General features: G+C 69.9%; 23 protein-coding genes, 1 pseudogene and 1 riboswitch. Of the genes and pseudogenes, 13 read left to right on the plus strand and 11 right to left on the minus strand.

Features of this window, described 5'->3' with window-relative positions; translation table 11 throughout:
- The 4 genes and pseudogenes from Q0R13_RS07265 to Q0R13_RS07280 all read left to right on the plus strand — a co-directional run.
- A pseudogene (locus tag Q0R13_RS07265) lies at positions 1 to 484 on the plus strand (IS1 family transposase); the annotation flags it as partial.
- 26 nt (positions 485 to 510) lie between these two features.
- Positions 511 to 714 carry a hypothetical protein gene (locus Q0R13_RS07270; RefSeq protein WP_293901658.1) on the plus strand — a complete coding sequence of 68 codons (204 nt, stop codon included), beginning with the start codon at positions 511 to 513 and terminating at the stop codon, positions 712 to 714.
- An 85-nt stretch (positions 715 to 799) separates the two neighbouring features.
- On the plus strand, positions 800 to 1315 hold the full coding sequence (locus Q0R13_RS07275) for a sigma-70 family RNA polymerase sigma factor (protein WP_293901661.1): 516 nt from the start codon (positions 800 to 802) through the stop codon (positions 1313 to 1315).
- A gap of 55 nt (positions 1316 to 1370) precedes the next feature.
- Entirely contained in the window at positions 1371 to 1574 is a 204-nt protein-coding gene (locus Q0R13_RS07280) for a DUF4880 domain-containing protein (protein ID WP_293901664.1), read from the plus strand.
- A gap of 7 nt (positions 1575 to 1581) precedes the next feature.
- Here Q0R13_RS07280 and Q0R13_RS07285 read toward each other — a convergent pair whose 3' ends face one another.
- Entirely contained in the window at positions 1582 to 1986 is a 405-nt protein-coding gene (locus Q0R13_RS07285) for a hypothetical protein (protein ID WP_293901667.1), read from the minus strand.
- Between the two features lie 155 nt (positions 1987 to 2141).
- Here Q0R13_RS07285 and Q0R13_RS07290 point away from each other — a divergent pair, with 155 nt between their 5' ends.
- Positions 2142 to 2558: a hypothetical protein gene (locus tag Q0R13_RS07290; RefSeq protein ID WP_293901670.1), complete on the plus strand. Its 417-nt coding sequence runs from the start codon at positions 2142 to 2144 to the stop codon at positions 2556 to 2558.
- A gap of 22 nt (positions 2559 to 2580) precedes the next feature.
- Entirely contained in the window at positions 2581 to 2811 is a 231-nt protein-coding gene (locus Q0R13_RS07295; protein ID WP_293901722.1) for a helix-turn-helix transcriptional regulator, read from the plus strand.
- Here Q0R13_RS07295 and Q0R13_RS07300 read toward each other — a convergent pair.
- Genes Q0R13_RS07300 through Q0R13_RS07315 form a run of 4 tightly spaced genes read right to left on the minus strand, consistent with a single transcriptional unit; the run spans position 2763 to position 7456 of the window.
- On the minus strand, positions 2763 to 3569 hold the full coding sequence (locus Q0R13_RS07300; protein WP_293901673.1) for an ABC transporter ATP-binding protein: 807 nt from the start codon (positions 3567 to 3569) through the stop codon (positions 2763 to 2765). The genes Q0R13_RS07295 and Q0R13_RS07300 overlap by 49 nt on opposite strands.
- Positions 3566 to 4567, minus strand: coding sequence for an iron ABC transporter permease (locus tag Q0R13_RS07305; RefSeq protein WP_293901676.1), 1002 nt, complete (start codon positions 4565 to 4567; stop codon positions 3566 to 3568). Before Q0R13_RS07305 ends, Q0R13_RS07300 begins: the two co-directional genes overlap by 4 nt.
- Complete coding sequence (locus Q0R13_RS07310) at positions 4564 to 5421, minus strand: ABC transporter substrate-binding protein (RefSeq protein ID WP_293901679.1); 858 nt, start codon at positions 5419 to 5421, stop codon at positions 4564 to 4566. The genes Q0R13_RS07305 and Q0R13_RS07310 overlap by 4 nt, the downstream gene beginning before the upstream one ends.
- Positions 5422 to 5437: 16 nt before the next feature.
- The gene (locus Q0R13_RS07315; protein WP_293901682.1) at positions 5438 to 7456 is read right to left on the minus strand and encodes a TonB-dependent receptor; all 2019 of its coding nucleotides are present in this window, start codon (positions 7454 to 7456) and stop codon (positions 5438 to 5440) included.
- Between the two features lie 186 nt (positions 7457 to 7642).
- Positions 7643 to 7865: riboswitch (cobalamin riboswitch) on the minus strand.
- A 151-nt stretch (positions 7866 to 8016) separates the two neighbouring features.
- Between Q0R13_RS07315 and Q0R13_RS07320 the strand changes: the two genes are divergently transcribed.
- Entirely contained in the window at positions 8017 to 8319 is a 303-nt protein-coding gene (locus Q0R13_RS07320; RefSeq protein ID WP_293901685.1) for a glycine zipper 2TM domain-containing protein, read from the plus strand.
- A gap of 99 nt (positions 8320 to 8418) precedes the next feature.
- Here the strand turns inward: Q0R13_RS07320 and Q0R13_RS07325 are convergent, their stop codons facing one another.
- Positions 8419 to 10020, minus strand: coding sequence for a peptide ABC transporter substrate-binding protein (locus tag Q0R13_RS07325; protein WP_293901688.1), 1602 nt, complete (start codon positions 10018 to 10020; stop codon positions 8419 to 8421).
- Between the two features lie 73 nt (positions 10021 to 10093).
- A complete protein-coding gene (locus Q0R13_RS07330) occupies positions 10094 to 10366 on the minus strand; it encodes an usg protein (RefSeq protein ID WP_293901691.1) in 273 nt (90 codons plus the stop codon).
- 219 nt (positions 10367 to 10585) lie between these two features.
- Between Q0R13_RS07330 and Q0R13_RS07335 the strand changes: the two genes are divergently transcribed.
- The 3 genes from Q0R13_RS07335 (at position 10586) to Q0R13_RS07345 (ending at position 13454) form a co-directional block, all read left to right on the plus strand.
- Positions 10586 to 11254 carry a hypothetical protein gene (locus tag Q0R13_RS07335; RefSeq protein WP_293901694.1) on the plus strand — a complete coding sequence of 223 codons (669 nt, stop codon included), beginning with the start codon at positions 10586 to 10588 and terminating at the stop codon, positions 11252 to 11254.
- A gap of 144 nt (positions 11255 to 11398) precedes the next feature.
- Complete coding sequence (locus tag Q0R13_RS07340; RefSeq protein WP_293901697.1) at positions 11399 to 12676, plus strand: LLM class flavin-dependent oxidoreductase; 1278 nt, start codon at positions 11399 to 11401, stop codon at positions 12674 to 12676.
- 1 nt (position 12677) lies between these two features.
- On the plus strand, positions 12678 to 13454 hold the full coding sequence (locus Q0R13_RS07345) for an alpha/beta fold hydrolase (protein WP_293901700.1): 777 nt from the start codon (positions 12678 to 12680) through the stop codon (positions 13452 to 13454).
- 25 nt (positions 13455 to 13479) lie between these two features.
- Here the strand turns inward: Q0R13_RS07345 and Q0R13_RS07350 are convergent, their stop codons facing one another.
- Positions 13480 to 15150: a S53 family peptidase gene (locus tag Q0R13_RS07350; RefSeq protein WP_293901703.1), complete on the minus strand. Its 1671-nt coding sequence runs from the start codon at positions 15148 to 15150 to the stop codon at positions 13480 to 13482.
- Positions 15151 to 15462: 312 nt separating this feature from the next.
- Here Q0R13_RS07350 and Q0R13_RS07355 point away from each other — a divergent pair, with 312 nt between their 5' ends.
- Positions 15463 to 16035 (plus strand): alpha-ketoglutarate-dependent dioxygenase AlkB, encoded by a 573-nt coding sequence (locus tag Q0R13_RS07355; protein WP_293901706.1) that lies wholly within the window; start codon positions 15463 to 15465, stop codon positions 16033 to 16035.
- Between the two features lie 184 nt (positions 16036 to 16219).
- On the opposite strand, the gene phnD is transcribed toward Q0R13_RS07355, so the two are convergent.
- From phnD to Q0R13_RS07370, 3 genes are read right to left on the minus strand one after another with little or no spacing between them, the layout of a single operon-like run.
- On the minus strand, positions 16220 to 17224 hold the full coding sequence (gene phnD, locus Q0R13_RS07360; RefSeq protein WP_293901709.1) for a phosphate/phosphite/phosphonate ABC transporter substrate-binding protein: 1005 nt from the start codon (positions 17222 to 17224) through the stop codon (positions 16220 to 16222).
- Entirely contained in the window at positions 17221 to 17997 is a 777-nt protein-coding gene (locus tag Q0R13_RS07365) for a hypothetical protein (protein WP_293901712.1), read from the minus strand. Before Q0R13_RS07365 ends, phnD begins: the two co-directional genes overlap by 4 nt.
- Positions 17990 to 19522 carry an alkaline phosphatase D family protein gene (locus Q0R13_RS07370; protein WP_293901714.1) on the minus strand — a complete coding sequence of 511 codons (1533 nt, stop codon included), beginning with the start codon at positions 19520 to 19522 and terminating at the stop codon, positions 17990 to 17992. Before Q0R13_RS07370 ends, Q0R13_RS07365 begins: the two co-directional genes overlap by 8 nt.
- A 132-nt stretch (positions 19523 to 19654) precedes the next feature.
- Between Q0R13_RS07370 and Q0R13_RS07375 the strand changes: the two genes are divergently transcribed.
- On the plus strand, positions 19655 to 21355 hold the full coding sequence (locus tag Q0R13_RS07375; RefSeq protein ID WP_293901717.1) for a lysine--tRNA ligase: 1701 nt from the start codon (positions 19655 to 19657) through the stop codon (positions 21353 to 21355).
- A gap of 184 nt (positions 21356 to 21539) precedes the next feature.
- Positions 21540 to 22007, plus strand: a complete 468-nt coding sequence (locus Q0R13_RS07380) for a MerR family DNA-binding transcriptional regulator (protein WP_293901719.1) — start codon at positions 21540 to 21542, stop codon at positions 22005 to 22007.
- Positions 22008 to 22081 lie beyond the last annotated feature (74 nt).

Genomic DNA, 22081 nt, shown 5'->3' on the forward strand with positions numbered 1-22081 from the left:
GTCCAACCGCGTCCAACTCACCTCGGATGGCCACAAGTTCTACCTGAGGGCCGTCGAGGGAGCCTTCGGCGCTGACGTGGACTTCGCCCAACTGGTCAAGCAGTACGGCCCTGGCCCTAGCTCGCCGGGCCGCTACAGCCCCGCCATTTGCACCGGCGCCCGGCTGGTGGCGATTGAGGGCGCGCCCGACCCGAAGCACATCTCCACGTCATTCGTGGAACGTCAGAACCTGACGATGCGGATGCACATGTGCCGCTTCACCCGGCTCACCAACGGCTTCTCAAAGAAGCTAGAGAACCACGCCAATGCGATTGCTCTGCATTTTGCCTACTACAACTTCGTCCGCATCCACCAGACGCTGCGCATGACCCCGGCAATGGCCGCAGGCGTGACGGACAAGCTCTGGGAAATGGCCGATCTGGTCGCTATCGTGGAAGCGGCGGACAAGCCTGCGGTGCGCGGGCCTTACAAGCAACGGACTTGAAAATGCCGGCCCCGTGCTGTGATGCGATGAAGTGGTCTATCCGGACGTTCCGCAAGGGCGTTCCTGAGGCGGAGCAGCGGGATGCTTCAGTCGAGTTCCATCCCGGCACCGGTTTGCATGTCATTGCGAGCAGCAACGGGTCATTCTCGCTGGCGATCAACTATTGCCCTTGGTGCGCTGCCGACTTGCGGGGCTTCATCACCGTGGAGCTTCCGGATATTTCAAACTGACCAACTACCCGGCCAAGCGTCCTGTTGCAAGTTCGAAATAAATGCTGGAACAGTTGGGGTTCGCGGCGCCGGGGGGAGTCGCCTGATGCCCGGATCTTCGACGCTGACCGACGCCTACCTGCGTAAGCGCGCCGATCTGCTGCGCTTCTTCGCCCTGCGCACCGGCTCGGCCATCGCCGCCGAAGACATCGTGCAGGACCTGTTCCTGAAGATCGACGGGATAGCGACGTCCGACGAGCTGCGCAACCCGGAGGCCTTTCTCTACCGGATGGGCTCGAACCTGATCCTGGACCGGGCCAAGCAGCAACGCCGTCAGGCCGCCCGCGACCACGCCTGGAGCCTGGAGGGGGCAGGCCACGGCCCCGAGCCCATCGCCCGCGAGGCGCCGGCCGACGAGGCGATGGCCAGCCGCCAGCGCCTGGAGCGCCTGCTGGCCGCGGTCGAGCGGTTGCCGCCGCAGGTCGCCCAGGCGTTCCGGATGCACAAGTTCGACGGCCTCAGCCACGGCGAGGTCGCCACGCGCCTGGGCCTCTCCCGCAGCTCGGTCGAGAAATACATGATGGCCGCGCTGAAGACCCTGATGCGCGAGATCGACGCCTGATTGCGGGCCGGCGCGCACGGCGGCGTCTTAAGGATCAGGGAGACCGTTGCTGGCCATGAGCCCCCCGTTCTGCACCTCGTCCGCGCCGCCAGCCCCCCGCGATCAGGCGGTGGCGTGGCATGTGCGCCTGGCCTCCGACGCCGCCGAGGACGCCCACTGGCTGGCGTTCGAGGCCTGGCTGGCGCGCTCGGCTGCGCACCGGGCCGCCTACGACGCCGTCGAGGCGGTGTGGCAGGCGTTGGATAGGGCGCCAGCCTGAGGGCCGGTCATTTCGGTCCGAAGAGGGCCAGGACGAAATTGTCGTAGCTGTCCAGGACGGTGGGGTCCTCCCTGGCGATCTTGACGATCTGGCCGGGGATCAGGGCCAGGTGCTTTTCCATGACCGCCGGATCGACCCCGCGCGACACCGCGAAGTCGCGGAAGATGACGTGCGCCCGGGCCTCCAGCGCCGGCACGTCGACCTTGGCCGGGCCCTGGGCGAAGGCCGCCACCACGGTGTCGTAGAAAGCGTGGATGTGCGGGTCCCTGATCCAGGAGTCCTCCTCGCCGCCCTGCAGGTTCCGGGTGACGGAGCCGGCGGGTGGGGCCGCCTGCGGCTGGGCGCTCGCGGCGGGCGTCCCGAGGATCAAGACGCCGAGGGTCGCGAGGACGGCGATTGCGGACAGGTTCATATCAGGCTCTCCCAGGGATCGGCCATGCCCTTCCCGCGCTCCGGACAGCGGTTGTCACCGGCCCCCGGGATTGCTATCGCATGACAAGAAAGACGCACATACTGTAAAAGATATCATACATCTTGTCGAGCGTCTTTCCGATCGGAGCCGCCGTCATGTCCTTCCGCGAGAAGTCCGCCTGGATAACCCTGGTGACGGTTCTGCTCTGCTTCGGCGTCTATTTCGGCTCGATCGTCAGCGGCCAGGTGAGCGGGCGCGGCTTCGGCGCGCTGCATCTGCTGCTGCTGTGCGTGACGGCCCTGGTGGTGCTGCAGCTGGCGCTGAACGGCGTGGCGGTCGTCACCACGCCCCGCGACGGGCGCGCGCCTCGGGACGAGCGCGAGGCGGCGATCCAGGCCCGGTCGCACACGGTGGGTTACTATGTACTGATGGTGTTCGTGCTGGCCCTGGCCCTGCCGGTCCACTTTGGCCATCCGCCACCGGACCTGCTGAACTTCGCCCTGCTCGACGTGGTGATCGCGACCCTGGCCGTCGCGGTGGCGCAGATCGTCATGTTCCGGCGCGGGGCCTGAGGTGGCGGCCAAGGCTCCGCCCATCGCCAACCAGATCCGCCGACTGCGCTTCCAGCACGGCGAGATGACCCAGTCCGAGCTGGCTGAGCGGATCGGCATGACGCGGCAGACCATCGCCGCCATCGAGGCCGGAAAATATTCTCCGTCGCTGGAGGCCGCCTTCCGCATCGCCCACGTGTTCGGGGCTGGCCTGGACGACGTCTTTCAGTGGGAGGCGGACGGGCGGCCGACCTCGGGGCTGGGCCCGACATAGTCCACATAGACGCCGGCGCCCGACCCCGTGACGCGGGCCTCGACGTCGAACACCTGCCGCAGCAGGTCGGCGGTCAGGGCCTGCGCCATCGGCGCGAGGGTGACCAGCCGGCCGTCGCGAAGCGCCATCAGATGGGTGGCGTGCCGCGCCGCCAGGGTCAGGTCGTGGAACGTCGCCACCACCAGCCGGCCCTCCTCCACCGCCAGGCGACGCAGGCGGGCAACGGTGTCCAGGGCGTGGCGTGGGTCGAGGCCGGAGGTCGGCTCGTCGGCCAGCAGGATCTGCGGGTCGCCGATCAGGGCGCGCGCCAGCATGGCCCGGGCCAGTTCGCCGCCGGAGAGGGTGGTGGCCGGCTGGTGGCGGTGGTCCGTGAGGTCGCAGGCGGCGATGGCCTGGGTCAGCCGCGGCTCCAGCCCGCCCGGCAGGCCGCCGAAGGCCGGCAGCTGCGGCGTCAGGCCCAGCGCCACTAGCCGCTCCACCGAGATCGGCCACTCGGCCTTGAGGGTCTGGGGCAAGTAGGCGCGGCGCCGCGCGAGGTCTCGCCGGCCGAGGCTGGCCAGCGGCGCGCCGTCCAGGGTGACCTCGCCGGCGTCAGGCTTCAGCAATCCCGCCAGCACGCTGAGCAGGGTCGACTTGCCCGCGCCGTTCGGCCCGACCAGGGCGACGAAGCTGCCGGGCGCCAGGGCGCAGGTTACCCCGTCGACGATGGCGCGGCCGCCGCGGCGTACGGTGACGGCGGCGGCGGCCAGGCCGGTCATGGCGCCAGCTTCCTGAGGCGCACCACCAGCCAGAAGAAGAACGGCGCGCCGATCAGGCTGGTCAGGACGCCCAGCCGCAGCTCGGTGTTGGTGTGGATCACCCGCGTGCCGATGTCGGCCAGCAGCACCAGGGCCGCGCCGAGCAGGGCGGAGGGCAGCAGGGTCCGACTGGGCACGTGGCCGACGAAGGGCCGCACCAGATGCGGCGCGACCAGGCCGATGAAGCCGATCGAGCCCGCCACCGAGGTCGCCGCCCCCACGCAGAGGCCGACGCCCAGCAAGGCCAGCAGCCGCGTGCGGTCGATGTCGATCCCCAGGCTGCCGGCCTGCGCCTCGCCCAGCGCCAGGGCGTCCGTCGCCCGGCCCATGAAGGCCAGCACGCCAAGCCCCGCGACGATGAACGGGCCGGCAAGGACGATGTCATCCCAGCTGCGCTCCGACAGCGAGCCCAGCATCCAGACGTTCATCTCATAGGCCGCGTAGGGGCTGGGGGCGAAGTTGAGCGCCAGGGCCAGCAGGGCGCCCATCAGCACCGAGACGGCGCCGCCCGCCAGGATCAGGGTCAGGGTGCTGCCGCGCCCGAAGGCGAAGGTCAGCGCCCCCGCCGCCATCGCGCCGGCCAGGCCCATCAGCGGCGTGGCGACCCCGACCGCGGTGGAGAGGCCGAAGTAGATCGAGATCACCGCGCCCACCGCCGCCCCGCTGGAGACGCCCAGCAGGCCGGGCTCGGCCAGCGGGTTGCGCAGCAGGCCCTGCAGCGCCGCGCCGGAGAGGCCCAGCGAGGCGCCGACCAGGATCGCCAGCACCGCCCGCGGCAGGCGGAGCTCGGTCACCACCAGCCCGGCCAGGGTGGGGGTGGGCGACAGCAGGCCGTGGACCAGCTGCGCCGGGCCGATGTTGACGCGTCCGAAGAACAGCGAGGCCAGGGCGGCAATCGCCAGGATGACCGCCGCCAGCAGCGAGAGGCGCCATCCCGAGAGGATCGGCCAGTGCTTCAACGGCCCGGCCCGCGCGGCGGCAGGGCGTCCAGCGCCCGGCGCAGGTCGCGTGCGGCGTCCGCCGACTGTGGCAGGCCGCAGGTGGAGGCCACCTCGTCGAAGCTGATCCGCCGGGTGGCGTAGAGCCGGCGCACCACACGGTGCTGGCCCTCGCCGCCCTCCAGCGACGGCCCCTGCGACGGCGAGCGGCCATAGAGCAGGGCGTCGGGATCGGCCTCCAGCAGTTCCTCCACGCCGAAGGTCGTGTAATTGCGCCCCGGCTGGGCGGCGACGTTGATCGCGCCGGCCGCGTCGATGATCGCGTTGGCCAGGGTGTCGCGGCCGGGGACCGCCGGCCCGCCGCTCCAGGCCACCACCCGAGCCCGGCGCCGGGGCGGCTGGGCGGCCAGCTGGCCCAGGGTGGCGTCCATCCGCTGGACCAGCGCCTCCGCCCGCGCCGGCTCGCCGACCACCGCGCCGACCTCGCGCAGGTTCTGGCGGATGTCGGCGAAGCTGTTGGCGCTCTTCACCTCTACCACCCGCGCGCCGACCCGCCGGGCCAGGGCACGGGCGACAGGGGTGGAGACGTCGGCAGCCAGGATCAGGTCGGGCTGCATGTTGACGATATCCTCCGGCGTCCCGTGGTTGGTGGGGATGCCGGCCTCCAGCCCGGGAAACAGGCCGCCCGCGCCGTCGCGGGCCAGGAAGCTCACCGAGGCGATCCGGGCCCTGGGGACCAACTGCAGCAGCAGCAGGTCCGTGCACAGGTTGATCGACATGATCCGCTCCGGCCTCCCGGCCGGCGCAGCGACCGCGGCGCCGCCCGGAAGCAGCGCCGCGGCCAGGATCGCCACGATGGGACGGTCGAACCTCATCGCCGGAACTTCATGGTCAGAACTTCACCCTGGCTCCGACATAGGCCGCGCGGGGCTGGGTCGGATAGCCGAAGACCTCGTAGTAGGCCTCATCGGTCAGGTTCTCGACCCGGCCGAACACCTCCAGATGCTCGGAGAGGTCGTAGGACGCCGACAGGTTGACCAGCGTGAACGACCCCAGCACCACCTTGCCGGCATTGGCCCCGGTGGCCGGTTTCACGTCCGGCAGCGACGCCGGGAACGGCGCGCTGATGCCTGAGAAGTTGGAGTCCAGCTGGCGGCCGTTGTAGCGGACGTTGAGGTTGACCGTGGCCCGGCCGTCCAGGGGTCTCCAGGTCAGGTTGGCGCTGCCGATGTTGGGCGCGCGCCGGATCTCCTCCAGCCCGTTCTCCCTCGCGGTCAGGTGGGTGTAGCTGCCCGACAGGTTCAGCTCGGGCAGCAGCTTGATATTCCCGAACAGCTCGACGCCCTTCTGGGTGGAGTCGGTGGCGCGGTTGCAGGTGGTGCTGGTCCCGGCCGGCGGCGTCGGGCAGGCGGCCGGCAGGCCGGGGCCGCCGAAGTAGGTGAAGATCTCGTCCTGCAGCCGGGCGTGGAAATAGGTCCCGCCCAGGCTGACCCGGCCGTCCAAGAAGGCCAGGTCGACGCCCCCTTCCCAGCCGCGCGACTGTTCCGGCTTCAGGTTGGGGTTGCCGCGGAAGGGGAACGGGCCGGTGGCGTTGTAGCCGAACAAATCCGTCTGCAGGGGGTTCTTGATCCCCGTGCCGGCCGCCGCCCGCAGCCGGATCATCCCGTTGACCCGGTAGAAGCCCTGCACCTTCCAGGTGGTGACATTGCGGAAGTGATCGTTGTCGTCGTGCCGCACGGCCCCGCCGACCCCGGCGCGGTCGCCGACCTGCAGGTCGTACTGCCCCACCAGCCCCACGTCGCGGATCGAGCGCCGCGTGGTGTCGGCGCCCGAGCTGGGCGGCGAGGTGTTCTGGTAGGTCTGCTTCTCCCAGTCGACCGCGCCGGTGAACAGATGGGTCAGGCCGCCGGTCTGCAGCCGGTAGGTGGTGACGTAGGAGGCCTTCTTGCGCAGGCCGTCGTCGCCGCTGGTCCGCAGGTTGGCGCCATAGCCGTCGCGGGTGGCGTCGACCCCCTGGAACGAGACCGAATGGGTCCAGGCGCCGTCCAGCAGCTTCAGGTCGCCGCCGACGAAATAGTAGAGGTTCCTGGCGTCGTAATAGGTCAGCGGGCTGTCGACCAGGCCGCGGCCAAAGCTGGAGTTGTCGGTCTCGGCGTGGGTGTCGGTGTAGCGGACCACGCCGCGCAGCTTGAGATTGTCGGTGACCCGCCAGCCGGCCTTGGCGGAGAACGCCTGCAGCTCCGAGCCCACGCGGCGCTGGCCGCCGGGCAGGGTCTGCTCGACATAGCCGCCGGTCCGCTGGACGCCGGCAGTGACCACGTAGTCCACCGGGCCGGTGACGCCGGCGTAGCGCGCCGCGCCGCCGAAGCTGTTCTCAGAGCCGACCTCCACCCGCATCCGCCCGCCCGGCGCCTCCTGGGCGGTCGGGGTGATGTAGTCGATCACCCCGGCGATGGCGTCGGAGCCGTAGAGCGCGCTCTGGGCCCCGCGCAGGATCTCGATCCGCGCCACGTCGTCGCCCAGCAGGGTAGCGAAGTCGAACTCGCCGTAGAACGGGTCGTCGGCCTCGATCCCGTCGATCAGGGTCAGCACGTGGTTGGACTCCGTGCCGCGCACCCGCACCTGGGTGAAGCCGCCCACCCCGCCGCTGCGGCTGACCGCGAAGCCCGGCACGTCGCGCAGTACGTCGGAGACGATGCGGACCTGGCGCGCGGCCATGTCCTGGGCGGTGATCACCGTGACGGACGAGCCGATCCGGTCGGCGTCGACGCCGTCGGCGCCCCGGGTGGCGGTGACGATCACCTGTTCGACGGCCGTCGCGTCCTTGGGGTTGTCCGCCGCCAGCGCGCCCATCGGCGCGGCCATCGCCAGCGCAATGACGCTGGCGCTCAAAAGGTAGTTTCCGGGCATGACACCCTCCGTGCTCCGCGTCCTGAACGACATGCGGAGAGCCTCCCGGGGGCGTCTTGACGCCACGGGCCGACGCACCGGCGGGCGTGGACACTGGCGCCCCGCCCGGCGGTCGAAACGGCCCTCCGCCGTTTCTGTGTCGTCGCTCAGACGGACGTCCGCGCCGCAGGATCCACTGTCCCGACAGCTCGAGCGACGCGCACCGACCGGTTTCCTGGCTCGCGGGTCACGGCGTCACGCGCAGGCCTTCCCGGGGTCGCCCCCAGTGGCTGGCAGGTCCTTCAAAGGGAACCGCCGCAGCACGTGCGCTCTCCGCTCACAGTTGCAGGGACAGCCGCGGATCGGGGGGTGGGGTCCCCTGCCGCGTTCCCGTTTAAGCCTTAAAGGCATCGGCGCGCTCTTGGGCTCGGCCCGCCGAAGCGAGCGTCACCACGTGGGCTTCCTAGGCCGCGCCAGCCGGGCTTGTCCACGCCTGGCCGCACGATTGTCGGAAACCAAGCGCCACCTTAGGGGTTAACGCTGCCGGTGTGTCGGCGACCAAGGATCCCAGGAGCAACCTCATGCGCAACAAACTGACGGCCACCATCGCGATCGCCGCGTCGAGCGTCGCGCTCGCGGCCGCGCCCATCGCCGCGCAAGCCCGCCACCACCAACAGCGGGTGCTGGTCTGCAAGAACGTGCGACACGCGGCCAACAAGGGCATGGTGATCGGCGCGGTGGGCGGCGGCCTGCTGGGCCACACCATCGCCGGCCACGGCGACAAGACCGGCGGCACCCTGATCGGCGCCGGGGTCGGCGCGGTGGCCGGCCACCAGATCGCCAAACACAACGCGCAGAAGAAGTGCCACTACGAATATCGGTGAACCTCTCACGCGAAGCGGGAGGGGAAGATCGCGCCGATGCCAGGAGCTCTCCTTCCCTTCCCGTGAACGGGAAGGGAAGTTCGCGGCGGCGAGAGCTCCCTACCCCTTCAGGCAGAGCCAGCGGGCGCGGTGGAAGTTGGGGGCGTTGTTGACCCAGCCGGTGACGCGGCGGCTGACCAGGTTGCGGTTGACCACGAAATAGAGCGGGGCGGTCCCCTCGTCGTCCAGCATCAGCTGTTCGGCGCGGGCCAGGATGCGGGCGCGGCGGGCTTCGTCGGCCTCCTGGTCGGCCTGGGCCAGCAGGGCGTCGTAGGCGGGGTTCTTGTAGTCGCCGTAGTTCTGGGCGCCGGTGTCCGAGGCCAGCAGGCCCAGGAAGGTGACGGGGTCGTTGAAGTCGCCGTACCAGGCCATGTTGCCGACCTGGAAGGCGCGGTTGCGATAGGCGCTGAAGGCCACGCCGGTCTCGTTCTGCTCGATCCTGGCCTCGACCCCGATGGCGCGCCAGTCGGCCTGGATCGCCTCCATCAGCAGCAGGGTGTCGGTGTTGTTGGGGGTCAGGATGGTCAGCTTCAGCGGCCGCGCGGCGGTGTAGCCGGCCTGGGCCAGCAGGGCGCGCGCCTGGGCCTGGCGCGCGGCGAACGGCGTGTCGGCCCAGCGCAGGCGCGGGCCATCCTTCACATAGTGGGCGGCGATCGGCGGCACGAACGCATAGGCCGGCTGCTGGCCGGCGCGCATCAGCTTGCGGGTGATGAAGTCGCGGTCGATGCTTTCGGACAGCGCGCGGCGCACCCGGATGTCGCGGAAGGCAGCCACGTTATGGGTATTGAACGCCATGTAGGCGGTAGCCAGCGAGACGTCCGAGCGGGCCACGCCTGGCAGGGTCCGCTGCAGCCGCTCGTAGCGGTTGGACTGGAAGCGGGTGTTGACGTCCAGTTCGCCGCGCGCCACCCGCCGCTCGGCGCTGACCACGTCGGGGGTGGGGTAGTAGTCAATGCGATCGACGCAGACGTGCTTCGCATCCCAGAACCAGGGGTTCTTCTCCACCGTGATCCGGTCGCCCAGCTTCCAGGCCACCAGCCTGAACGGGCCGTTGGAGACGTAGTGGCCTGGCTGCACCCAGGCGTCGCCCCACCGTTCGACCGCGTGCCTGGGGGCCGGCGCGAAGCTCTGGTGCTTGGTCAGCTCCAGCAGGTAGGGCGCAGGATGTTCGAGCGCGATCTCGACGGTCAGGGGGTCGACGGCGCGGGCCCCCAGGGCGGTCAGCGGGACCTTGCCCTGGTTCACCGCCTGACCGTTTTTGATCACGTAGAGCAGGTAGGCGTAGATCGAGGCGGTCTTAGGATCCAGCGTGCGGCGCAGGCCATAGACATAGTCGTCGGCGGTCACCGCGACGCCGTCCGACCATCGGGCCTGGCGCAGGTGGAAGGTCCAGGTGAGGCCGTCGGGGCTGGTCTCCCAGTGGGTGGCGCCGCCGGGGATCGGCCGGGCGTCCGGCCCGTCGGCGGTCAGGCCCATCATCAGGTCGTTGATGATCGCGCCCTCGTCGATCAGGTTGGCCTTCTGCGGGTCCAGGGTCTGGGGTTCGGAATTGTTGCCGTACTCCAGGCAGACCTTGCCGGCCGGGCACGCCGCGCGCTGCGGCGCACTGTGACAGGCGCTGAGCGCCAGGGCGGCGAGCAGAATCGGAAGACGGCGACGCACGTCCCCATCAGTCCACGCGCCGGGTGGGCCTGTCGAGATGGGGCCGCCAAGTTGGGGCCGGCGAGATGGGCCGTCAGTGCAGGCGGAATTCCGCGCCGATGGCCTTCAGCTCCGCCGGCTTGATCAGCCGCTGGTGGCCGACCGTTACCTTGAACAGCGGCCCGTCCAGGGTGCGGGTCCAGAAGTCGAGGAACTTGCGCAGCGTCGGGAACTCCGGGAACAGGTCGTAGTCCTGCCAAAGGTAGCTCTGCAGCAGGCAGGGGTGGTCCGGCATCCGGTACAGGATCTTGGCCGTGGTCAGGCCGTAGCCCCGCATCTGCTTGGCGAAGGCGGGAGAAGCTTGCATGGGCGACCTCACAAGGGACGACCCGCCAAGTGATGCGCGATTCTAATGAATTGTTTATGAAATATCAGAACCTTAGCACTAGATCCAGGCGCCTGCTGCCAAGCTTCCGCGACGCCGGCGACGGGCCCACGGTCGGCGACCGCGTCCGGCGAAGACGACACTTGGCCATGGGGGCCTTGGCGCGTTAAGCTCCATCTCCGGTTGCGGGGAATTCGATCCATGCACACCTCGGCGCGATCGCCCCGCCAGGGCCTCACCCGTTTCCCCTCCACGGCGGCGGCCTCTGTCCGGGCGCCTGGGGCGGCCGCCATCCTCGATCGCAGCCCGCGCGGCGAACGCCTGCGCGACCTGGCCCAGCTGGCCCGCAGCGGCCCGGCCGCCGTCGCCCAGCACCAGACGCTGGGCCGGCTGTTCGGTCCGGCCGGGTTTCCCGCCGCGACCGTGCAGGCCAAGGCGTTGGAGCCGCAGCCGGTGCAGCGGATGACGCAGGACCTGTTGCCCGTCGTGTGGGCGGATGGCCAGGTGATCGACCACACCGCCGAGCTGGCCATTCGCGGCGGCGGCATGCCGAACGCGGTGAACAACGCGACCATCGCCGACCGGAATCCGGACGTGAAGAAGGTGGGTCCGGTCAAGACCGCAAAATGGCCGACCGGCCTGTGGACGGGGATTTCAGTGGTGTCCGGTACGGCGCACGTCGCCGGCAAGACGCCCGCCGTCGTCATCATCGTTCCCGCCGGCCTGGAGATCGTCCAGTGCAGCAACGACCATCATGCCGAGTTCCGTACCACCGTGCCGTGCAGCGGGACGGAACTGGATGCGCTGGTCAAGAAGGTGAAGACCACCGGGATCGGCGACGAGGGCGTGGCTCAGCTGTCGCGGCGGTAGGTCCGGGCGGCCGACGCAAACCGCCCTTCAGCGGTTGGCGCCCCCTTCTCCGCTTGGCGCCCCTTCTCCACTTGGCGCCTGGGCGCATTCGGTTATCGTCGTTTACCTGACCGTCCATCAGAGGCGGAGCCCGGAGGCGACACGATGAAGTTCACCTGGTTCAACCTGATGCCGTGGCCCTATCTGCCGGACGATTTCCGGGAGAAGAACCGCTCGGTCTGGGTGGACATCGACCAGAAGCTGTTCGACCCGGCCAAGAGCCATGAGGTCTACAACACCTACATGGACCTGCTGGAGTACGCCGATACACTCGGCTTCGACGGCGTGGGGGTGAACGAGCACCACCAGAACGGCTACGGCATCATGCCCAGCCCCAACATCATCGCCGCCGGCCTGGCGCGCCGAACCAAGGACGCCGCCATCGTCGTGCTGGGCAACTCCATCGCGCTCTACAACCCGCCGGTGCGGGTGGCGGAGGAGTTCGCGATGCTGGACTGCATCTCCGGCGGGCGGCTGGTGGCCGGGTTCCCGGTCGGAACCTCGATGGACACCAACTACTGCTACGGCCAGATCCCGTCGCTGACCCGGGAGAAGTACCAGGAAGCCCACGACCTGATCGTCAAGGCCTGGACGACCCGCGAGCCGTTCGCGTTCAACGGCCGCTACAACAAGCTGCGTCACGTCAACATCTGGCCGCGCCCGATCCAGCAGCCGCGGCCGCCGGTGCACATCCCGGGCGGGGGGTCGGTGGAGACCTATGACTTCTGCATCGACAATACCTACAGCTATTCCTACCTCAGCTTCTCCGGCTACCTGCGCGCCCAGGCGCTGATGAACGGCTACTGGAAGCGGGTTGAGGAGCGCGGCGTGGACAAGAGCCCCTACCGCGCCGGCTTCGCCCAGACGATCCTGGTGGCCGACACCGACGAGGAGGCCGAGCGGCTCTATTCCGAGCATGTCAGCTATTTCTACAATCGCTGCCTGCACGTCTATCCGGGCTTCGCCGACGCGCCGGGCTACCGGACCATCAAGACCATCCAGACCGGGGCGCTCAGCCAGTACGCCCCGCCGGTGGGCGGCTACACCCAGCTCACCTGGAAGGACCTCACCGAGGGCGGCCACGTGATCGCCGGCAGTCCCGAGACCGTGCGCCAGCGGATGGAGGAGCTGATCAAGGGCCTGAACGTCGGCAACATCTTCTGCCTGATGCACGTGGGGAACATGCCGGCCGACAAGTGCATGTATTCCACCAAACTGTTCGCCGAGAAGGTGATGCCCAAGCTGCGGAACATGTTCCCGGACTGGGACGACGACAACCGCTTCTGGACCACGCCGCTGGACAAGCGGGTCACTGCCGGGCGCCTGCCGAAGGACGCGCCGACCGGCGCCGACCTGGCCAAGACCTACGCCGTGGAGGCCTGACGTGGAGCTCAAGACCGTCGAGACCCCGCACGTCGCGGTCCGCTACCTGCTGGGCGGCCAGGGCCCGGCGCTGGTCTATCTGCACGGCGCCGGCGGGATCGCCGCCGACGATCCGCTGCTGGCCGAGCTGGCCAAGGCGCACACCGTCTATGCCCCGCTGATCCCCGGCTATGGCGACAGCGAGGAATGCCCCGAGATCCGCGACATGCTGGATTTCACCCTGCATACCGCCGACGTGGTGGCGGCGCTGGGCCTGAAGGACCCGATCCTGGTCGGCCACTCGATGGGCGGGATGATCGCGGCCGAGATGGCGGCCCTGGCGCCCAACGACGTCTCGCGCCTGGCGCTGATCGCCCCGGCCGGCCTGTGGGACGACGAGCATCCGATCGCCGACCTGTTCGCCACCCTGCCGTTCGAGATGCCGGCCCTGCTGTTCCACGACGCGGTGGCCGGGGCGGCCATGCTGACCGCCGGGCGCAACGTCACCGACCCCAACTTCCTGCAGACCTACCTGGTCACCAACGCGCGGCAGCTGGGCATGGCCGGGCGGATATTGTTCCCGATTCCCGAGCGCGGCCTGAGCCAGCGGATGTACCGGATCAAGGCCAGGACGGTGATCGTCTGGGGCGACAGCGACCGCCTGATCCCGCCCGTCTACGCCCACGGCTTCAAGAAGGGCATCGCCCGCGCCGAACTGGTCTCGATCCCCGAGGCCGGCCACATGGTCACCCTGGAGAAACCCGGGCTGGTCGCCGAAGCGATCGCGCGGCTGGGCTGACAGGCGATCGCGCCGCGATCGCCTGTCAGCCGGAGGTCGCGTCCTGGGTGCTGGGGGCGGTGGCGGCGTGGCCGAGCGGCGGCTGGGTGAGCCGGGCGATCAGCGCCTTCAGGTTGGGCGCGCCCAGGCCGGTGACCAGGTCGTAGCCCTTGGCCGCCGCATAGGCCCCGTTGCTGCCCACGGTGATGTCGCGGAACGCCGAGGTGCCCAGCAGCGGATAAAGCAGCGGGTTGAGGAAGGGCAGGAACGGCTGGCCGGCCTTGCCCCGCGCCTCGTTGATCAAGGCGCAGAATCCCGCCCACATGGGCGCGCTCCAGCTGGTGCCGCCGATCCCCATGGCGTGGCCGTGCAGCACCAGGAAGGCCCCGGTGTTGGGATCGGCCGCCGCGCTGACGTCGGGCACCAGCCGGTCCTGGCCGACCGGAAGGCCGGCGCCGACCTGCCACTTGGGCCGCGGGAACAGGACGCTGCGCCCGCCGCCAGTGCTGCTCCACGCGGTCTCGGCGGTGACCGAACCGTCATGGGCCAGCTGCAGGCTGGTGCCGCCCACCGCCACCACCGCCGGGTCGGTGGACTCGTACTCCGCCTGCAACGGCCCGGTCGGGCTGTGGCCGGTGGCGTCGGGGTTGGAGCCGGCGTCGCCGGTGGAGACGAAGACGTTCACCCCCGCGGCCGCCAGCTTGAGGAACTTCAGGTGCTGGGTGGTGACTTCGCCGTTCGGCCCGCCCATGAAGGTCTCGCCCAGCCCCAGGCTGATCGACAGCTGGCGCAGGCCGGGATTGGCCGGCAGGTCGGCGATGATCCGGTCCAGCGCCCGATCCAGCGCCGAGAACTGCAGGGACCCGGAGGCATAGATGCGGATCTCCGCGCCCGGCGCGACGCCGCTGGTCCAGGAGGCGTCCAGGGTCTCCTCCCCCTCCGGGACCGGCAAGGCGGTCTTGCGGACGTTGATCTTGACCACCTGGCCGATGGTGACGCCCAGGTGATTGGCCTTCCAGAAGGCCTTCAGGTCCGCGTCGGCCGGGAAGGTGTCGATCAGGATGGCGATCTTCTGGCCCTTGCCGGTGACCCCCAGGTTGTCGGCGCCATAGGCCTTGAGGATCTCGCTCACCAGATAGGGCGGCGCATTGGCCACGTTCGGCGTGGGGTGGCCGTCGGCGCCCATGTCGTTGCGGTTGGCGTTCACCGCGAAGCGCTTGCGGAAGTTCTTGTGGGCCTGGCGGAACGGCTGCAGGCCCAGGATCGCATGCACCTGGTCGCCGACGTCGGCAGGCAGGCTGGGGGCGTTCTGCGCGGACATGTAGGTGACGCCGTCGCGGCTCACCGGGACCATCTTGACCTGCAGGGTCTTCTCCACCTGGTCGATGGGAGCGCGGGTGTAGACCGAGGTCTTGTCGGCCGAGACCTCCTCGATGGCGAAGCCTTCGGACTTCAGCCAGGCGACCAGCTTGTCGGCCTCGCCGGCGTCGGCCCCATAGCGGGTGGTCAGCTCCTCGGGCGGGACCGTCTCGCCGGCGGCGACCTTGGCCTCGAGCTCGTCGCGGATCGCCTGCGCCGTCCCCAGGGAGAACATCACGCTCATCGGCTCGGTGGAGGGCGCGGCCTGGGCGGCGCTCACCATCAACCCCTGGGGGGTGAGGCCGGCGTGGTCCGGCAACGGCACGACGCTGTTGGTGAACACTTTGCGATCGGACATGGCGAGTTCCTTTCCGCCCCGCGGCAGAGGGAGCTGCCAGAGGGACGTGATCGAGGGCGGGTTTGTGAACAAAAACGCAAACCGAGGAGCGCGCGCGGTGGTAGCAAACACCCCCTCACTCTCGCCCGTCAATCGCCAATCTCACCCCAGGGTCGAGCCTGGCTAATTCCAGCGTGTGGGCCCTGGCTTCGCGTCTGAATCCTTGCCGCGCCGACACGTTCGCTGAAACCAATCCGGCCCGGCGGGCCTGAAACCGGCGGCGGCGGGCGGGGCGACCTTCCCGCCGCCGCCGTTGGTCCCCATCTGGTCTCCGTGAGCGCCGCCCAAGCCCCGCTGTTCGACCTGCCGCCGACCGGCCCGCCGGGACTGGCCTATCGCCCCGACCTGATCGCGCCGGACGAGGAGCGGGACCTGGTTGAACGCCTGGGCGCCCTGCCGTTCGCGCCATTCGTGTTCCGGGGCTACGAGGGCCGCCGCCGGGTGGTCTCGTTCGGCCTGCGCTACGATTTCAGCGGCCAGGGGCTGGTCCAGGCCGCGCCGATCCCAGACTGGCTGCGGCCGGTCCGCGACCGCGCCGCGGCCTTCGCGGGCCTGCCGGGCGAGGCCTTCGCCCATCTGCTGATCAACGAATACCGCCCGGGCGCGCCGATCGGCTGGCACCGCGACCGGCCGGCGTTCGACAAGGTGGTGGGCGTCTCCCTGCTGGCGCCGACGACGATGCGTTTCCGCCGCCGCGTGGGCGACCGGTTCGAGCGGATCAACGTGCCCATCGCCCCGCGCTCCGCCTACCTGCTGGACGGCCCCGCCCGCCACGACTGGGAGCACAGCCTCCCGGAAGCCAGGGCCCACCGCTACGCCCTGACCTTCCGCAACCTGAGCGGTTAGGGTGGTCATTGCCGGGCTCCCTTGCTTCCCCCTCGGGGAAAAGCGGCCCGACGCGCGGAGCGCGAGTGGCCGATGGGGGACGTTGGCCGCTGACTTCCCCCATCGGCGACTTGCTCCTGCGGAGCTTCGCGCCGCTTTCCCCCGCAAGCGGGGGAATCCAAGTGACGATCAGTCCCGTCCGCCCCTAGGCCTTCGGCGCCGCGGCCTTCTCCTTGCGGATCTGCGCCAGGGAGGCCTCGGCCTTGGCGATGGCCGCGGGGTCGTTCTTGTTGCGGGCCTCGACCAGCTGGCCGGCAGCCTCCATCTCGCGGACGATCAGCAGGTGGGTGTTGTCGGCGTGCTTGAACGGCAGGGTCTGGATCTGGTTGAGGATCGCGCGCTGGCGCACCGCCGCCGCGGTATTGCCGACGCCGTAGCTGAACATGAAGGCTGCGATCTTCCTCTTGAGCGCCGGGTCCAGGTCCTTGCGCCAGATCAGCGGGTCCTCCGGGATGCGCGGCGAGCGCCAGACGATCTCGACATTGCCCAGGGTCCGCTTGGCCATCTCGGTGTGCAACAGGCTGAGCCGGTCCATCGAGGCGGTGTTGTTGGTGGCCGCGTCCATCAGGCCGTTGGCGACCGAGAACAGGTTGGCCTCGTGATTGGCGGCGCGGACGGTCTTGAAACAGGTCGCCGGGTCGATCTTGCGGGGCGCGAACAGATAGGTCATCGGCGCCAGGGTGCCGGACGTCGACTTGGCGTCGCCCATCCCGAAGTTCAGCGACCGGTCGCACTTCAGGATCCTGGCCAGGGTGATCCCCGAGCCCTTCTTGACCACGATCACGCCTTCGTAGCCGTCCGTGCCGCTGGGGTTGACCGAGCGGGCGAAGACCTCGCCCCCCGCGCGGCGCACCGCCTCCAGGCCAGAGAGGTTGGTGAACCAGCCCAGGTCGGTCTGCTTGAACCGCATGGCCTCGATCAGGGCGGTGTAGTTGGAGCCGTAATAGGCCTTCACCGGCATCCCCACCGCCTTGCCAAGGTCGGCGATGAACGGGGCCCAGTCCTTTTCGGCGCTGGTCTGGCTCTCGGCCGACAGCACCGAGAACACCAGCTCGGTCTTGGCCGGCTCGGCCACGGCGGGGACCGCCAGCGCGGCGGCGGAGACGCAGGCAACGGAGGCGGCCAGCGCCAGGACGATACGACGGTTCATTTCCCCTCCACCGGCGGCAGCTGCATCGCCACCACCTCACGTTTCGCGCGGCTGATCCCGAACAGCACCCCCGGCGCGGCGCGGTCGAAGGCGATGGCCTGGCCGTCGACGGCGATCGGGATCGTCGCCACCAGGCTCAGCACCCCGCCGGTCGGCGGCACATCCAGCACATAGAGCTCGGGCCGGTCGTGGCCGGTGACATAGAGCCGGCCGTCGGCGCCGAACGTCCCGCCCGAGGCGCTCCGGGGGGCCATGCGCGCCAGCACCGCCTCGGGGAAGGTCCAGGACGCCTGCGCCCGCCACCGGTCGTCGAAACGGACCAGGGCGGTCAGGCGGTGGTCGCGCCCCGGCTCGCCGCCGCGCCCGTCATAGTTGGCGAACCCGGCCCACCAGGACCCGTCCCGGCGATCCACCCAGGTCAGCGACCCCGGCTGGTGGCCCAGCGAGATGGTCCGCAGGTGGGCCAGGCTGGCGGGATCGAACACCTCCACCTGGCTCAGCATCGGGGTCGCCGGATAGTTGGAATCCGCGCAGATCAGCTCGCGGCCGATCACCGCGCAGGAGTTCATGTGCGGAAACTGCCGCGGGTCGCCCAGGAACTCTGCCAGCTTCGCGCCGGTCTTGCGGTCGTATCGGGCGATGCGGGAGTTATCGACCGCGTAGATCGAGCCGGCGTCCACCGCCACGCCCTGGTCGGCCTCCGGCGCACTCAGCCGCGAGATCACCTGGGCGGGCGCCAGCGTCACCGCCACCGCGGCCAGCAGCTCAAGCACGCTTCAACCCCGCCTCGCCGTCCTCGACCACGAACCTCGCCAGGTCGCGCATCGGCGACCGGGAGACCAGGGCGTTCTCCACCCCGCGGAAGGTGACCGTGCAGGCCTTGGGCGTGATGTCGAGGCGGCCATAGCCGCGGGTCTCGCCGTCGCCGAACTTCAGGTGCGGGTTCCAGCCGAGCCGCTGGACGATGTCGATGTTCGGCCGGCCCAGCGAGCTGATCGAGCCGCCGACGAACTCGCTGGCCAGCGCCTTGCCGCCCGGCGCCATCGCCAGGTCGCCGGCGAAGAAGCAGTGGATGTCGCCGCCCAGCACCACCGGGTTGGAGACCTTGGCGTCGCGCCAGCCCTCCATCACGCGGCGCCGCGTCTGGACATAGCCGTCCCAGCCGTCGTTGCCGACCTTCTTGCCGCCCTCGCCGGCGAACTCGCCCATCAGGTACTGCTGGGCCAGCAGGTTCCAGCGCGCCTGGCTGGCGCGGAACTGGCCCTGCAGCCAGGTCTCCTGCGGCGCGCCCAGCAGCGACCGGGCCGGGTCGAAGCGCTCCGGGCAGTCGGCCGGGATCCGCTTGCCGTCGGAGACCGCCTCGCAGGTGCGGTGGTTGCGGTACTGGCGCGTGTCCAGGAACTGGAGCCCGGCCAGGTTGCCCCACGCCAGCGACCGGTAGAGCAGCAGGCTGGGTCCCACCGGCCGCTGGGTCCGCCGCAGCGGCATGTTCTCGTAGAAGGCCTGATAGGCGGCCGCGCGCCGCTTCAGGAATACGTCGGGGGGCGGGTTGGAGCGGTCCTGGTCGTCGCCGTAGTCGTTGGCCACCTCATGGTCGTCCCAGATGACCATCCACGGCGCCGCGGCATGGGCCGCTTGCAGGTCGGGGTCGGCCTTGTACCACGCGTAGCGCTGGCGATATCCGGCCAGGTCGACCGGCTCCTCGACCGGATGCGGGCGCACGCCTTTGCCGTCGGCGGCGCCCTCGTAGATGTAGTCGCCCAGGAACAGCACCAGGTCAGGCGCCTCGGCGGCGATGCCGGCATGGGCGGAATAGAAGCCGGCGGAATACTTCTGGCACGAGCTGTAGGCGATCCGCAGCCGCTCGACGACCGCGCCCGGGGCGGGCGCGGTGCGCGTACGGCCGACCGGGCTGGCGTGGCCCCCGGCGGTGAAGCGGTACCAGTAGTCGCGGCCCGGCCGCAGGCCCTGGACCTCGACGTGGACCGAGTGGCCGGCCTCCGCGACGGCCAGCGCCTGACCCTTGGCGACGATCCGCTTCAGCCCTTCGTCCCCGGCGATCTCCCAGCGCACCGCCACCGGCGCGGGCGTCATGCCCGAGCCCATTTCCTGCGGCTTCGGCGCGAGCCGGGTCCAGAGCACCATGCCGTCGGGGGTCGGTTCGCCGGACGCCACGCCCAGCTGGAACGGGTCGTCGGCCAGCCGGGTCTGGGCTGCGGCCGCGGTCCACGCCGCCGGCGTCAGCGCCGCGCCCGCCAGGCTCGCGGCCTGGGCCAGAAGCATCCTGCGTGACGGCATCTCGACTCCCCGCGTTTCCCGCCAGCTTAGCCCGCCGCACGCCCGTCGTAAGCCGCTGTCGATGACCGTTCTGTGTCAGGGCCGCCGCGATAGCGCTTGAGCCGCCGGGCCATGGGGGTTAGGCCCCGCGCCATGTTGCAAGGCTCGACCCTTCAAGGACTGTCCCACGCCGCGCGCGAGGCCAAGAGCTGGCCGTTCGAACAGGCGCGCCTGCTGCTCGACCGCATCGCGCGCACCCGGCTCTCCGACGCCGAGCGCGATCTGGCCGCCGTGCTGTTCGCCCAGGGCAAGTTCCACGAGGCGGTGGCGACCCTGCCGGCGCTGGCGATCAAGCCGGTGATCTTCCAGTGCGGCTATGGCGCGTCCGGCCTGCCGCACCTGGGCACCTTCGGCGAGGCCACCCGGCCGACCATCGTGCGCAATGCCTTCCGCGCCCTGACCGAGGACGCCATCCCGACGAAGCTGATCGTGTTCTCCGACGACATGGACGGCTTTCGCAAGATCCCGGACAACGTGCCCAACAAAGCGATGCTGGAGGAGGACCGCGACAAGCCGGTCACCAGCGTGCGCGACCCGTTCGGCGAGTACGAGAGCTTCGGCGCCCACAACAACGCCAGGTTGCGCGCGTTCCTGGACGGCTTCGGCTTCGACTACACGTTCATGAGTTCCACCGAGACCTACAAGTCCGGCCGGTTCGACGCGGTGCTGCTGCGCATGCTGGAGCGGTTCGACAAGGTCCAGGCGATCATGCTGCCGACCCTCGGCGAGGAGCGCCGCGCCACCTATTCGCCCTTCCTGCCGATCAGCCCGAAGTCCGGCCGCGTGCTGCAGGTCCCGACCCTGGATCGCAACGCCGACAAGGGCACGATCACCTTCCGCGACGAGGACGGCGAACTGACCGAGGTCCCGGTCACCGGCGGCCATGTGAAGCTGCAATGGCGCCCTGACTGGGCGGCCCGCTGGACCGCGCTGGAGGTCGACTTCGAGGCCTCGGGCAAGGACCTCGTGGACAGCGTCCGCGTCTCAAACCGCGTCTGCCAGGCGCTGGGCGGGACGCCGCCGGAGGCCTTCCACTTCGAGCTGTTCATGGACGAGCAGAACCAGAAGATCTCCAAGTCCAAGGGCAACGGCCTGACCATGGAGGAGTGGCTGCGCTACGGCACGCCGGAGAGCCTGACCTACTACATGTACCAGTCGCCCAAGTCGGCGAAGCGGCTCTATTTCGACGTCATCCCCAAGGCCACCGACGAATATCTCCAGCAGCTGGACAGCCTCAACCGCAGGAAGGCCGAGGGCGACAACGCGGCCCCCCTGGACAATCCCGCCTGGCACGTCCACCGCGGCGCGCCGCCCGAGCGGGTGTCGCCGGTCAGCTTCTCGCTGTTGCTGAACCTGGTCGCGGTGGCTGACGCCTCGAGCAAGGCGATGCTCTGGGCCTTCATCGCCCGCTACCTGCCGGCCGCGACGCCGGAATCGGAGCCCCTGCTCGACCAGCTGGCCGGCTATGCGATCCACTACTATGAGGACTTCGTGAAGCCCGCGAAGCGCTTCCGGTCCCCCGACGACCGCGAGCGCGCCGCCATGCAGGCCCTGGCCGCCAAGCTCAGGGCGCTGCCGGCCGGCGCCGACGCCGAGGCGATCCAAAACCAGGTCTTTGAGGTCGGCAAGGACGCCGGCTTCGAACCGCTGCGGGCGTGGTTCACCGCCCTCTACGAGGTACTGCTGGGCCAGAGCCAGGGGCCGCGCTTCGGCTCTTTCGTGGCGATCTTCGGCGTCGACCGCACGGTGGCCCTGATCGAGCGGGCGCTGGCGGGGGAACTGGTCGCGGCCTGAACTTGCGCCCCGACGGGAAGGAATTGCGGCTCGCCCGCTTCCAGAATGTCGCCGCAATCGAAGCCGACGCTGCCATCGGCCCGATCACCGGACGGTGAACGGCTGACGTAGCGGGTATCCCTTGACGTAAACGGAAGCCGGGATCAGTTTGGTTATCAACGATAAGCAAGGGAGGACGTCCAAGATGCCCATGGACCTGCGCCGTCCAGCCCGGACCTATACGATCCGGCAGTTGTGCCTCGAGTTCAAATGCACCCCGCGCGCCCTGCGCTTCTATGAGGACAAGGGCCTGCTCAATCCCGCCCGCGACGGGATGAACCGGGTCTATTCCTATCGCGACCGGGCCCGGCTGGTGCTGATCCTGCGCGGCAAGCGCGTGGGCCTGTCGCTGGCCGAGATCGGCGAGATCCTCGACCTCTACGAGGCCGACGACTCGGGCGCCCAGCAGGCGGCCAAGTCGCTGCGCAAGTTCCAGGAGCGCATCGTCGCCCTGGAACAGCAGAAGAAGGACATCGACGACGCCATCGCGCAGCTCCAGGCCGGCATCGCCGACATGGAGCGGCGGCTGGCCGCGACCCGCCCCGACCTGCTGCCCCGCGCGGACGCCTACGACCAGACGATGCGGCGCCAGCTGGACGGCGCGGAAGCCTGAGCCATCAACGCGGCCGTCATCCCGCGACTTGTTCGCGGGACCCATTGTGCGCGGCGTCCGGGGCTTGGCCCTGG

It is taken from the genome of Phenylobacterium sp. (genome assembly GCF_025351295.1).
Lineage (GTDB): Bacteria > Pseudomonadota > Alphaproteobacteria > Caulobacterales > Caulobacteraceae > Phenylobacterium.

Bases quoted from the DNA above. Each gene is read 5' to 3' on its own strand.
- Q0R13_RS07330 (WP_293901691.1), bottom strand. From the start codon at position 10,366: ATGCAAGCTTCTCCCGCCTTCGCCAAGCAGATGCGGGGCTACGGCCTG.
- Q0R13_RS07285 (WP_293901667.1), bottom strand. From the start codon at position 1,986: ATGAACCTGTCCGCAATCGCCGTCCTCGCGACCCTCGGCGTCTTGATC.
- Q0R13_RS07380 (WP_293901719.1), top strand. From the start codon at position 21,540: ATGCCCATGGACCTGCGCCGTCCAGCCCGGACCTATACGATCCGGCAG.
- Q0R13_RS07280 (WP_293901664.1), top strand. From the start codon at position 1,371: ATGAGCCCCCCGTTCTGCACCTCGTCCGCGCCGCCAGCCCCCCGCGAT.
- Q0R13_RS07310 (WP_293901679.1), bottom strand. From the start codon at position 5,421: ATGAGGTTCGACCGTCCCATCGTGGCGATCCTGGCCGCGGCGCTGCTT.
- Q0R13_RS07270 (WP_293901658.1), top strand. From the start codon at position 511: ATGAAGTGGTCTATCCGGACGTTCCGCAAGGGCGTTCCTGAGGCGGAG.
- Q0R13_RS07350 (WP_293901703.1), bottom strand. From the start codon at position 15,150: ATGTCCGATCGCAAAGTGTTCACCAACAGCGTCGTGCCGTTGCCGGAC.
- phnD (WP_293901709.1), bottom strand. From the start codon at position 17,224: ATGAACCGTCGTATCGTCCTGGCGCTGGCCGCCTCCGTTGCCTGCGTC.
- Q0R13_RS07315 (WP_293901682.1), bottom strand. From the start codon at position 7,456: ATGCCCGGAAACTACCTTTTGAGCGCCAGCGTCATTGCGCTGGCGATG.
- Q0R13_RS07275 (WP_293901661.1), top strand. From the start codon at position 800: ATGCCCGGATCTTCGACGCTGACCGACGCCTACCTGCGTAAGCGCGCC.
- Q0R13_RS07335 (WP_293901694.1), top strand. From the start codon at position 10,586: ATGCACACCTCGGCGCGATCGCCCCGCCAGGGCCTCACCCGTTTCCCC.
- Q0R13_RS07370 (WP_293901714.1), bottom strand. From the start codon at position 19,522: ATGCCGTCACGCAGGATGCTTCTGGCCCAGGCCGCGAGCCTGGCGGGC.
- Q0R13_RS07300 (WP_293901673.1), bottom strand. From the start codon at position 3,569: ATGACCGGCCTGGCCGCCGCCGCCGTCACCGTACGCCGCGGCGGCCGC.
- Q0R13_RS07320 (WP_293901685.1), top strand. From the start codon at position 8,017: ATGCGCAACAAACTGACGGCCACCATCGCGATCGCCGCGTCGAGCGTC.
- Q0R13_RS07290 (WP_293901670.1), top strand. From the start codon at position 2,142: ATGTCCTTCCGCGAGAAGTCCGCCTGGATAACCCTGGTGACGGTTCTG.
- Q0R13_RS07375 (WP_293901717.1), top strand. From the start codon at position 19,655: ATGTTGCAAGGCTCGACCCTTCAAGGACTGTCCCACGCCGCGCGCGAG.
- Q0R13_RS07340 (WP_293901697.1), top strand. From the start codon at position 11,399: ATGAAGTTCACCTGGTTCAACCTGATGCCGTGGCCCTATCTGCCGGAC.